The 12,230-nt window shown below is 59.7% G+C and carries 10 protein-coding genes; 4 read left to right on the plus strand and 6 right to left on the minus strand.

Features of this window, described 5'->3' with window-relative positions; genetic code table 11:
• Window positions 1-21 precede the first annotated feature (21 nt).
• From pepN to EWR20_RS05690, 3 genes are all read left to right on the plus strand, one after another.
• Entirely contained in the window at window positions 22-2,616 is a 2,595-nt protein-coding gene (pepN, locus tag EWR20_RS05680) for an aminopeptidase N (protein WP_129359669.1), read from the plus strand.
• 155 nt (window positions 2,617-2,771) lie between these two features.
• Window positions 2,772-4,247, plus strand: a complete 1,476-nt coding sequence (locus EWR20_RS05685; RefSeq protein ID WP_129359670.1) for a DUF2273 domain-containing protein — start codon at window positions 2,772-2,774, stop codon at window positions 4,245-4,247.
• A 9-nt stretch (window positions 4,248-4,256) separates the two neighbouring features.
• Window positions 4,257-5,948 (plus strand): ABC1 kinase family protein, encoded by a 1,692-nt coding sequence (locus tag EWR20_RS05690; protein WP_129359671.1) that lies wholly within the window; start codon window positions 4,257-4,259, stop codon window positions 5,946-5,948.
• A gap of 11 nt (window positions 5,949-5,959) precedes the next feature.
• Here the strand turns inward: EWR20_RS05690 and EWR20_RS05695 are convergent, their stop codons facing one another.
• From EWR20_RS05695 to EWR20_RS05715, 5 genes are all read right to left on the minus strand, one after another.
• Window positions 5,960-6,991: an LCP family protein gene (locus EWR20_RS05695; protein WP_129359672.1), complete on the minus strand. Its 1,032-nt coding sequence runs from the start codon at window positions 6,989-6,991 to the stop codon at window positions 5,960-5,962.
• 123 nt (window positions 6,992-7,114) lie between these two features.
• On the minus strand, window positions 7,115-7,375 hold the full coding sequence (locus EWR20_RS05700) for a type B 50S ribosomal protein L31 (protein ID WP_129359673.1): 261 nt from the start codon (window positions 7,373-7,375) through the stop codon (window positions 7,115-7,117).
• Between the two features lie 448 nt (window positions 7,376-7,823).
• Complete coding sequence (locus EWR20_RS05705) at window positions 7,824-8,723, minus strand: TrmH family RNA methyltransferase (RefSeq protein WP_129359674.1); 900 nt, start codon at window positions 8,721-8,723, stop codon at window positions 7,824-7,826.
• 28 nt (window positions 8,724-8,751) lie between these two features.
• Complete coding sequence (locus EWR20_RS05710) at window positions 8,752-9,534, minus strand: sulfite exporter TauE/SafE family protein (RefSeq protein ID WP_129359675.1); 783 nt, start codon at window positions 9,532-9,534, stop codon at window positions 8,752-8,754.
• Entirely contained in the window at window positions 9,531-10,322 is a 792-nt protein-coding gene (locus EWR20_RS05715; protein WP_129359676.1) for an ABC transporter ATP-binding protein, read from the minus strand. The genes EWR20_RS05710 and EWR20_RS05715 overlap by 4 nt, the downstream gene beginning before the upstream one ends.
• A 109-nt stretch (window positions 10,323-10,431) precedes the next feature.
• On the opposite strand from EWR20_RS05715, the gene serB reads away from it, so the two are divergent.
• Complete coding sequence (gene serB / locus EWR20_RS05720) at window positions 10,432-11,379, plus strand: phosphoserine phosphatase SerB (RefSeq protein ID WP_165000966.1); 948 nt, start codon at window positions 10,432-10,434, stop codon at window positions 11,377-11,379.
• 83 nt (window positions 11,380-11,462) lie between these two features.
• On the opposite strand, the gene EWR20_RS05725 is transcribed toward serB, so the two are convergent.
• Window positions 11,463-12,206 (minus strand): SDR family oxidoreductase, encoded by a 744-nt coding sequence (locus tag EWR20_RS05725; RefSeq protein ID WP_129359678.1) that lies wholly within the window; start codon window positions 12,204-12,206, stop codon window positions 11,463-11,465.
• Window positions 12,207-12,230: the final 24 nt, after the last annotated feature.

Raw genomic sequence — 12,230 nt, forward strand, 5'->3', positions numbered from 1 at the left:
ACTTTTGGCACCTATACTTTGATGGTGCGTAACGACAACCTCACTGACGAAGAAGCCCGCTCACGGTCCCAGATGCTCGATGTCGAGCAATACGAGGTCCACGTGGATCTCACCTATGCAGCGGACCCCGGCATGCCCGCCTTTCCGACGACGACAACCGTAACCTTCCGAGCCGACGTCCCGACGTCCGGTGAAGCCGAAACGTTCATCGAGTACATCCACCACAGCGTCGATTCCGTTGAACTGAACGGACAGAAACTGCGGATCTCGGACGTCGTCCAAGGCAGTCGTATTCTTTTGCCCCGTCTGGCCCCTACCAATCGTCTGGTCATTCACGGACGGTCTTTGTACTCCCGCTCAGGCGAAGGACTCCACCGTTTCATCGATCCCGAAGACGGCCGCCTTTATCTTTACACCCAATACGAACCCAGCGACTGTAGACGCGTTTTCCCAACTTTCGAACAGCCTGATCTGAAGGCAGTTTTTCGCTTCTCCGTAACGGCGCCGAGCGATTGGGAAGTCGCTTCGAATACCGAGGTCGTGTCCACCCAGGAAGATCCGGTCCTTGAGGGCTTCAGCAAAAGGATTTTCGCCCCAACACGCCGAATGTCCACGTACATCACCACATTGCTCGCAGGGCAGTACCACGCGGTCAGCAAGCTGTACCGGCCCTCGATAGAGAATTCCGCGGTCGCTCCCATGACTTTGTATTGCCGGCAGTCGATGGCCCAATACATGGAATCGGAAGCAATCTTCGATCTCGTCGCCAAGGGACTGGACTACTTCCAGGAACTGTTCGCCTACCCCTATCCGTGGGGAAAGTACGACCAGGCCTTCGTGCCCGAATACAACCTCGGGGCCATGGAGAATCCCGGACTCGTGACGTTCACGGAGTCGTACCTTTTCCCCGGCGGTTCGACTCTGGCCCAGCGGGAAGGGCGAGCGAACGTCATCATGCACGAGATGTCGCACATGTGGTTCGGTGACCTCGTGACCATGCGCTGGTGGTCCGATCTGTGGCTCAAGGAGTCGTTCGCCGAATTCATGGGCGCCCTCGCAGCCGAAGAAGTCGGTGGCTTCAACGAATCGTGGGTTACTTTCGCCCACCGTCGCAAGGACTGGGCCTACACTCAAGACCTTTACTCGACGACCCACCCCATAGTGGCCGAGATACCGGACGTCGAAGCTGCCAAGCAGAATTTTGATGGCATCACTTACGCGAAAGGCGCATCGGTCCTCAAACAATTGGTTGCTTACGTCGGCTTTGATCGTTTTGTCACCGCGGCCAGATCGTATTTTGCCCGCCACGAATTCGGGACGGCCGAGCTATCCGATTTTCTGGGCGCCCTCGAAGAATCGTGCGGCAGGGATCTCGGCCAGTGGTCTCGGGCCTGGCTCGAGTCCCAAGGCGTCACCTCCTTGAAGTACAACCCGGATCGCGGCGTCCTTGAGCAGAGTCTCCCGGACTCGGTGACTCAAGACCTCGGCCGCCCCCACGTCCTGAATGTGGCCTCATTCGTCCTCGAGAACGGGGTTCTCAAGAAGAAACAAGGGCAAGAGGCCGATATCCCGTCCGGTCGCGAAGGACTCGCTCTAGAGCTCACCGACTTCGGTCGCGGCCAGGCCGACGACGAAATCGTACTGGTCAATCAGGACGATCAGACCTACGCGCTGACCTCGTTCAATTCCGCAGAGATCGGAATCGCAGTAAACTACGGGCACACGCTTGCTGAGCCGATTGACCGAGCCGTTCTCGGCAGCGCACTCTGGAACATGGTCCGCGCTGGCGAGCTCGACCCTCGGGTCTACACGGATCACGTGGCCGCAGGACTCGGAGTCGAGACCTCGGCAACTCTCCTGGATACCGTACTGGTTCACGCAGAAACCGCGCTCTTCCTCTATATGTCCCCGGACGGTCGCAGCGATTGCCTTCACAAGTTCTCCACCGCGGTAGCCGAGCAACTTCCGTTGTGTGAGCCAGGCAGCGATCGACAAAGTATCCTGACGCGCCACGGGCTGCGTCTCGCGAGAGAAGATGCGCATCTTCTGGGCTTTGCGCAAGAGCTCGTCGAATTCGCCGAGCAGAACCCTGGTCGCAACGAGTGGGGCGGCTTGGAACTGAGCGACGAACTCGTGTGGTCGGCACGTACCGCGCTCGCGGCCCGAGGAGTCGTGTCTGGTGAATATCTAGACCGTGCCCTCGATTCCCACCGAAGCCAGCATGCAGCCATCGGTGCGGCCCGTTCGAAAGCCGCGCTTCCTCATATCGAGGAAAAGCATCGAGCCTGGACCAGCATTTTCACCAACGAGCTGTCCAACGACATCCTGTCGGCAACGGCAGCAGGTATTCGCACGGGAACACCGGCTTTGCGCGATGGCCTCGCTGCCGACTACTTCGAACGGCTGGGGGACGTATGGGAGAAGAATTCGATCGGAATGGCCACGAGGATCGTCAAAGGGCTGTACCCGGGGCTGGACGACGACGTCGACCCACAGGTCGAGACGGAGACTTGGCTTTCAGAAAACCCCGACGCGCCACGGGCTTTGCGTCGAGAGCTGACCGAAAGGCTCGAGGACGCCAAGAGGGCAGCTCGGATCCGGTCATTATGGGGCTGAAAGATCTCAGGCAGGCCACGCCAAAACGTCCGTTGGGCCTTTTACGAGCAACACGACCCCGCATCTCACGAGGCAATACCGGTGCCACGGCGCGAAGTTGTGAGATTCTAGTAAAACCTGCTTCGGGTATTGAGGGACATTAGAGGAGTATCGCCGTGACTGAATACGCGCTCAATGATCGTGGATCCTTGGAGCTTGTCACCGAGGACTACTACGACGCCGAGATCTTGCGGATGTTTGACGGTCGTCGCTTGGATCGAGAGCAGGTCTTGGACGCCGTGGCCCATTTGGTGCCGGAACCGGACAACCCATGGTTCCCCGGCAGCGTCGCCGTCTGGGTCGCTGGGCACAAGGTTGCTCGTATGACTCCGGAAGACTCCGAGCGATATTGGAAGCCTCTGGCCCGGATCGTGGTCTCCGGCTACATCCCGGTAGCTCCGATTCGATATTGGGCAACGCAACGCAGGGAAAACGGTCATTCCCGCCTCGAGACCAAAGCCGTGCTTTCCGTCTCGCGCCCGGAGTTGCTGTTCCCCATCAACTCTTCACCCGTACGTGCCGCCCTCCTCCCCCAAGGCCCGAGCGTCAAAGTGCTCGACGAGAACGACTATGCCGAGTACTTGCACGATGTTCTGCCTGTTTCCGGGGAAGGGCGTGTGATTCTGACACTCGAAGCGAACCGTCACAAGATGGTTGACGGCCATGAGGTCGATGTGGTGGACGTCCTCCATGATCGACGCGTCGTCGGGCGCCTCAGCACGCAGATGTCCGAGCAACTGGCTCCCGTAGTCCGCTACGCTTTCGAGAACAACAAGCTGACCGCTGTATGGGGGACCATCCGTGGTAGCTCTTACGAGTTGTCGTTGACTGTACAGGCCGTGCGAGCCGACGACATTCCACGTTCTTGGTATCTTGACCTGCCGAATTCGGTTCCGCAGCTCAAGCCGCGGCAAGAAACCTATGAACTCGACCCTGCATACGTTCCGACCGAAGCAGAAGCCGACCCCGATCTCAAACGTCCTCCCAAGCCCGGTGAGGAGCCCTACCGTGCATATCCGTTGACGCACGGCAGCACTGCCGCAAGCGGGGGTCGTTCGTCGCGGCATGGCGATTACCGGACGGCGATTGGCTTGGGCGCGCTCGGGGCTCTCCTGGTGATCCTCGGTATCGTTTTCGTCTTCTTCAAACCAGTTCTTGGGGTTCTGGGCATTCTGATCGGAGCCTCCATCGCGTTCGTCGGGCTCTACATCGGCCGTATTCAGGGGCCCGCGCGGCTCGAGGACTTCACCTATGAAGAACCTTACTCAGACGATGAGCAGGAGCCCGAGGACGACGACTCCGAATACCCGCATGACCAAGACGCCGAGGCTACGTATCCAGATGCCGAGGGCACGTTCGACGACGAATCTTCGATGGACTTGCCGGAGGCAGACGGCCCCGAACAAGACCTCGAGGCCGAAGCCGCTGAGGAATACGACGTGGAGGCCGTCTCGGACGCCAATCGCGGTCACGGACGTCATCTGGACGCGGCTCGCTACTTCCATGATCAGACGAGCCTGGATTCCTCGGACGGTTATGAAACCATCGGCCAGGAGTCCTCTTCCGCGTCTCAACGCGAGTACAGGGACTGATTGATTTCTATGCTCGAGCGGGCCCGCTCTCGGACCGATCGATTTCTCCAGATCGGCGAGGTCTTCGTCAAACACGGCCTGGGCTTTCTCGTCGAGGGTCTGGGCTCGCCGCTGGCTAGCTCATTGCGACGGGTGCGCCGACTGGACCCTCAGTCTCGTCACACTCAGCCCGAGCACCTTCGCATGGCCTTGGAGGAACTTGGCCCCACGTTCATCAAAGTCGGCCAGTTGATTTCGACGCGGCAGGATCTTCTGCCACCGGCCTATACCGATGAGCTCGCCAGACTTCAGGACGATTCGACTCAGGTTCCTTTTGAGCGTCTGATCGAAACGCTTGCCGGCCAGCCTGAAGAAGCGATGCTGGCCCAGTTCGATTCCCTTGACGAAGAACCACTGGCCAGCGGTTCCATCGGACAGGTGCACGCCGGAGTCCTCCACGGCGAAAAAGTAGTGGTCAAATTCCGAAAGCCCGGAGTCCTCGAGGATGTCGAGCAGGATTTGGACATCATCGCCGACATCGCCGCGTTGCTGAGCCGTTATGTACCGATCGCCAAGCAGTACGACGTCGTCGAGCTCAGCCGACAGTTCGCCCGGACGCTACGCGAGGAGCTCAATTACACGGTCGAAGCTGCCCATTGTGATCGATTCGCAAGTTTTTTCGACGACGATCCCGAATTGCATATACCCAAGATCTACTGGGAAGCCACGACCTCGCGCATCCTGACCCAGGAACGTGTCGGCGGCATCAAGATCAGCGACGTCGAACGGCTTGAGGCCCAAGGGGTCGACCGGCATCGCTTGGCGGTTAACGCAACCGGGGCCATGTGCCGCATGGTCTTCGAATTCGGACTCTTCCACGCGGATCCGCATCCGGGGAATCTTTTCGTACGCCCGGACGGAACGATCAACCTCATCGACTTCGGCATGTGCGGAGAGCTCAGCGAAGAATTCCGTGACAATATGCTGCCGCTCTTCATCGGCGTCACCACCGAGAACCCACGTCATTGCAGCAGAGCCATCGTCCGCCTCACGGATTCGCATGGCCGTAGCGTCACGCCCCAAGAGCTCGAACCTGAGGTCTCACGTCTCATCCGTCAATACGCCGGCCAGAGCCTCGAGGACCTGAATATCGGCCGTGTTCTGGCCGACGTGATGGGAATGCTGCACCGCCACCAGCTGAGCCTCCCGCCCGAAGCGGCGTTGTTGATTCGGATGATCGCGACGGCCGAATCGCTGGGCGAACTGATCGACCCCGATTTTGACTTTATCGCGGTCTTGTCTCCGTATGCCTCCGCGTTCGTGACCAGCAGGATTTCCGTGGACGCGTTGGCCAAACGTCTGTCCAAGCTGACGCGCGAAGCCGTCGAATTCGGCGTCGAAGTGCCCAGCTCTTTCCGCAAGATCATGGGCGTCGTCGAAAACGGTGGTTTTGACGTGCACCTTCGGGCCGATGAGCTCGAAGAGCTCATCGATCGCGTGGAGGTGGTTGGCAATAGGCTCGTCGCCGGGGCCGTTCTCGCGGCGGTGATCAACGGTTCCGCGAAAGTTATTTCCTATCAGCCGGACCGCTTCAAGAATTGGCGGACAATGCTGATCGGCGGCAGTGCGGGCAGTGCGGGCCTCTTGGGAGGCTACCTGCTGAGCACCGTAAAACTGCGGCTCCGCAACCCCAGACGTCGCCGGAGCTTGCGGAGCCGCTAGAGATCATCCGATCAGTCGGTGTCGGCGGTCTTGACGAAGTCCTCCATCGTGCCGTTTTCCATCGCCTTGCTCAAGTTGTCGGTCGCGTTCTGATCGACGTTGACGATGGATTGGCCATCCGGTGACCAGCCTGTTCCGGAGTTCGGAAGTGTCATCATCTTCATGTTGCGGAGTCCGCTGGGCCCGATCTTCGTGGCGATCTTGGCGGCTCGAGAAGCGGTCATCGAGTCGTCGACCTGCATATATGGCGAGAATTCCTTGACGAGATCGTTGACCTTGGCGGGATTGGCCAACGTCTGCGGGTCCCCGATTTCCTTCAGGACTCCGCGCATATAGGCCCGTTGGTCCCGTACGCGTTGGTAGTCACCGTCGGTGAAGCTGTACCGCTCGCGCACGAACGTGAGGGCACGGTCGCCATTCATCTTCTGCGGCCCCTGTTCGAAGGTTTCTCCATGATCATTCGTGAATCCGACCGGCACATCGACAGTCACGCCTCCCAATGCGTTGGTGAGGTCCCTGAATCCTTCGAAGTTGATTCCGACAACGTTGTCGATGCGGGTGTTGAGAAGATTTTCAATGGTTTTGACCTCGAGCGGAATGCCACCGTCGTCCAGGGCCGCGTTGATCTTCGCCTGACCGTGTCCGGGGATATCGACCCATGTATCGCGCATGATCGATATGACGTAGGCCTGTCCCCCGTCTGCCGGGACGTGAAGGAGCATGATCGTGTCGGCACGTTCGCCGGAAACCTTGGCCTCATCGTCTTCCCCCTTTCGGGAGTCGCTTCCGAGCATCAGAACGTTGTAGGAGCCGGTTTCGGAAGGACGATCATCATCGTCGGCAGGCATGGCGTTGTTGAACTTTTGTGTTCCGGCGTCGAAATTATGCGCCAAATTGGCAAAATATGCGCCGACGGCGATCACAGCGACGAGCAATAGCGTTCCGGCGATTCCCAGGGCGATTAGCCCCTTGCGGTGCTTTTTGCGGCGACGAGGCGTAGGAGATTGTTCGTCGTTGTCCATGAGGTCGTTCGAGAGCGACATGGGGCTGACTCCGTCGGGTTGAAGGCAATCTGGCTTTCAGATTCCGTTTGATTTTACAGCGCGTATACAAAAAGGTGCCGGGAATCGAGCATGATTCCCGGCACCTCTTCGTGGAATGAGGCCTTACTTGCTGGCCTTGCCGAAGTTCTTGAAGCGAGCGTTGAAGCGCTCGACGCGACCGGCGGAGTCCATGATGCGCTGCTTGCCCGTGTAGAACGGGTGGGACTCGGAGGAGATCTCGACCTCGATCAGCGGGTACTCGTTGCCATCTTCCCAGGTCTCGGTCTTGGAGCTGGTAGCGGTCGAACGGGTCAGGAAGGTCTTGCCGGACGCGAGGTCGCGGAAAAGAACCGGGTGGTAATCCGGATGAATATCGGTCTGCATAGTGTGTGCCTCTTCTGTGGACTGGATTTTGCCAGGCCTCGGGTCTTGGGATTGTGAGATTCGTCAGGCGCTTTGGGCGCCAACGCGAACCATGTCGTCGAAGACCGACGACCCGCCTACGCTACCACGCCCCGTCATGACGAGGAAGCAAGCCGGCGCGATTCTCGTGTGGCGTGCGTCTAGCGGCCTGCGGGGCTCTTCGGTAGGACCGACGCATGGTCATCACAAGGCGCAATATCGGTATTGCAATTCGCGAATTGTCGCTATGTCTACAACCTCACGTGCCTCAGACGGCCCAGTGACATTCTCGCGATTCGCGCAGGAGCTGACGGGCAACTGGTCCTTCACGTCGAAAGTATCGGCTTACCCCAGTTCAGACACAACGCGAGCGGCTGTCCCGAACTCCAAGGGCCTACGCATGGAAGCGAATCCTCACGAGAATCTGAATCTATTTCGTCGCGTAGAACGCGACCGCCGATGCCGCAGCAACGTTCAAAGAATCGACTCCGTGTCCCATGGGGATCATGACCGCCTCTCCGGCCTCCTCAATAGTCTTCCGGGCCAATCCGTCCCCTTCCGTCCCCAATATCAGGGCCAGTCTTTCCGGATTGCGGGCGGCGAGCTCATCTATGGTAGTCGAATCCTCAGTCAGGGCGAGTGCCGCTGTGGTGAACCCGTGATGATGCAAGGCACCGATATCTTCCGGCCAATTCTCCAGCCGCGCCCACGGCACCTGGAACACTGTTCCCATCGAGACTCGAATGGACCGCCGGTACAACGGGTCGGCACATCGTGGTGTGACCAGGACCGCGTCCACCCCCAGAGCGGCGGCCGATCGGAAAATGGCGCCCACGTTGGTGTGATCGACAATGTCTTCCAGGACCGCGATACGTCGTGCGTTCCTGACGACGTCTTCCAACGGTCTCGGCTCGGGCCGGCGCATGACAGCCAGCGCGCCACGGTGAAGATGAAATCCAGTCAGCTGTTCGAGGACATCGTCCTCGGCCACGTAGGCCGGCACATCAGGATGACCGCGCAACACGTCCTCGAGATCCACAGCCCACTTGTCCGATGTCAGGAATGACAGCGGCGCATGGCCGGCCTCGAGCGCCCGGCGAAGCACCTTGGATGATTCCGCGATGTACACGCCCCATTCGGATTCCCGCGACGTGCGCATCCGCACGTCCGTCAGGCCCCTGTAGAATCGAAGGTCCCGGAGCGCCCGGTCTTCGGCCCGACCGTCCGAAGCGGACAGCTGTTCTCTCGTCACACGAACCACGCTTGGGATCGCGCTGACGCGTTCTCGTCGTAGAGCGAGGTCTTCGGCGGAGTATTGAGGATTCTTCATAACGTCCTGGAGATAAGGCGGCGGGTCTTCAGTCGAAGAACACCATCTTGATGATCGCGGCGAGACCCAGGATCACGATGATGGTCCGCAACGCGACGGGCTTGAGGCGACGACCAATCTTTGCCCCCGCGAAAGAGCCAATCATTGAGCTGATCGCGATAAGCAAGACGACCCACCAATCGATGCGGTCGAACGCGAAGAGCAGGTACGAGATACCGGCGATGAGATTGACGGCGGCGACCAATACGGTTTTGATCGCATTGGATCCCTGCAGTGACGCCATGAGGAATACCCCGAGGATCCCCAGGAGGAGTACACCTTGGGCAGCCACGAAGTAGCCGCCGTAGATTCCTGCGAAGAAGACCAGAGCGTAGAGAGTAAAAGGCTGGTGCTCATCGTCATGGGACGCCGTTCCGGATCGTTCCTGTCTTTTGCGGACGGCCGCTTGCAACTTCGGTTGAAAGATGACGAACAGAAGCGCCACGGCGATCAGAACAGGGCTGATGGATTCGAAGACGCTCTCCGGCAAGTGCAGCAAAAGGTACGCACCGATGATTCCGCCAACGAGGGAACACGGCAGCAGCTTCCATAGGGTCTTGCCCAGCCCGCGGAGTTCTTTGCGATATCCCCATGCCCCAGTGAAGTTCCCGGCGATCAGCCCCATGGCGTTGGAGATTGTGGCCGTAACCGGCGGAACGCCCATCGAGACCAGCACCGGGAAAGTCACTAAGGTTCCGGACCCGACGATCGTGTTGATCGCACCAGCCCACAGTCCAGCAACCAGGATGATGCATATTTCGAGCAACGTCATGAGCGAGCAGAAAAGGCCGCGTACCGCCCGTCGATGTTGGTCAGCTTCAATGGAGTCTCATACGCTGCGGATAGGTTTTCGCTGGTCAGAACCTCATCGATGGGGCCTTTGGCGACCACACGTCCGTGGTTGAGCAACAACATGTGGGTGAGCCCCTCCGGCAATTCCTCTATGTGGTGTGTCACCAGAATCGTCGTGGGAGCATCCGGGTCACGCGCCAAATCGGTGAGACGTGACACGAGATCTTCCCGACCCGCGATATCCATGCCCGCACCGGGCTCGTCGAGAATCATGAGCTCGGGGTCCGTCATGAGCGCGCGTGCCGTCAGGACGCGCTTTCGTTCCCCGTCTGAAAGGGACCCGAAAGTCCGATCGGCCAATGAGGCGACTCCCCACTGGTCCAACAATTCCGCGGCTCTCTCATGATCCATCCGGTCGTATCCCTCACGCCAGCGGCCGGTGACCCCGTACGCAGCCGTCACCACGACGTCACGCACGTTCTCTCCGTGGGGGATCTGCTGAGCGATGGCTCCGGAGGTCAAGCCGATACGGGGCCTGAGTTCGAATACGTCAACGGCTCCCAGGATTTCGTCGAGAATATCGACCATTCCCGTCGTGGGGTGGAGTCGAGCCGCACAAACGCTCATCAACGTGGACTTGCCTGCACCATTCGGGCCGAGCACCGCCCAACGTTCGCCTTCGTTGACGGTCCATGTGATTCCATCAATCAATCGGTTACCCGCTCCGCGGACCACCGAGACGTCGACCAACTCCAAAACAGCACTCATAGTCACGACTTTAAGGCACTCAAGGGGGCTCGGGCTACCTGTGACGCTTTCACCGGCGCGTCATGGCAAGCCCTGGGATGTGCGGCGGCACCTCCATATGATGGAGACCATGAGCAAAACTCTCCGCGTCGTCGCGACCACACAGCATGTCCAGACCGATGATCACCGGTCGCTGTACGCTTTCATTGAGCGCACCGGCGCCACCATCAAGAACGCCCTTCCCCTGACATCTGCCGCGCTGTCGGAGATACCCAGGGACGGCAAGCGCCTCCCCCAGGCTGGCGGTCACATGTACACCACGGTGCTGGTCGACGTCGCGTGGAAAAATGACATCACGGAGCTGCGCAAAACTCTCAGGCCAGATTCCCTGCAGCAGGCAGTCCCCGGCTACGACATCAACGTCGTGGATCCTGCTCTGTCACGTGCCGAAAAGCTCATGCTGATCCTTGACGCGGACTCCACACTGCTCTGTCAGGAAGCCATCGACGAGTTGGCCGCCCGGGCCGGTGTCCGCCACGAGGTGGCCGAAGTCACCGAACGAGCAATGAGGGGAGAACTGGACTTCGCTCAATCCTTGGAACACCGAGTATCCACGCTGAAGGGTCAGCCAGTCTCGGTTCTGGCTGCCGTCTCGCGCTCGCTGACACTCACGCCGGGTGCCAAACAGCTCGTCGACGCTTTTCACGCGCGAGACTTCCCGGTCTGCGTCGTCTCGGGTGGGTTCATCCAGGTTTTGGAGCCTATTGCCCGCCAGCTGGACCTCGAATTCGCCCGGGCGAACCGGCTGGAGATCGAGAACGAGCAGCTCACGGGAAGCTGCCTTGGCACCGTCGTCGACGCGCACGTCAAACAGCATTCGCTCAAAGAATGGGCCAAGTCGTGCGGAGTGAAAACCAACAACGTGATTGCCGTGGGTGACGGAGCCAATGACCGTCTGATGCTCGACGCGGCCGGCCTCGGCGTTGCGTTCAACGCGAAAGAAGCTTTGCGCCAGGATGCCGACGCGCAGATCAACATCCGTCGGCTCGACGCCGTTCGTCATTTCGTGAATCTCTAGTCGGTTCGAACGTGGAACGCGAAAGGGCGGCCCCGGAATCGGTTCGATTACAAGGCCGCCCCAACGCATGGTGAGATCGTGGCTCAGTCCAAGAAGCCCTGTGCCCCACCGACGAGTTCGACGTGTCCGGTTTCGACGTCGGCCGTCACCATCTTGGCAACCTCCCGAGCGAATTCTTCGACGGAGTACAGTTTGCCCGCCTCATTGCGTCGTTCCTCGAGCGTTCCCGGGCGCGCCCGATTGAGGAGGGTCGCGGTAACGGTTCCTTCGATCATGTCCCCGGATACGACGACCAGCTCGATGCCTTTTTCCGTGAGAGCCGGAATCTCGGCCGTCAGGGCGTCTTCACCGGCGCGCTTCGAGCGAGCTACTGCTTCGTATTCGGGCATTGTCTCGACGTCCTTGATGAAGTGGGCCTGGTGGGAAGTCACGTAGACCACCCGCGATCCTGGCTTCATGGCCTCTGCTGCTGTCCGCAGAAGATCCAACTGGGCGTCCCGGTTCAGGCGTAGGGCGTAGTCCTCCCCCAGGTCAGTTTCCATCCCGCCCGACGCGTTGAGAACCAGGACATCGAGACCACCGAAGGATTCCACGGCCGTATCGACAAGATTCTGCACGTCAGCATGTTCCGTGATGTCCGCACCGACGGCGACGGCGCGCCCACCGGCTTCCTCGATCTGCTTCACTACTTTGTTGGCTCTGGGGGCCTTCTGCCGGTAATTCACGACGACGCCAGCTCCCTCGCCGGCGAGGATCTTCGCGGTGTCCGCTCCGACCCCGCGGGAGGAACCCGTTACGATAGCGGACTTGTTGTCCAACTTTCCCATGTTGTCCTTTCGTCTGAGTGCAAC

Source organism: Rothia uropygioeca (assembly GCF_004136585.1).
GTDB lineage: Bacteria > Actinomycetota > Actinomycetes > Actinomycetales > Micrococcaceae > Rothia.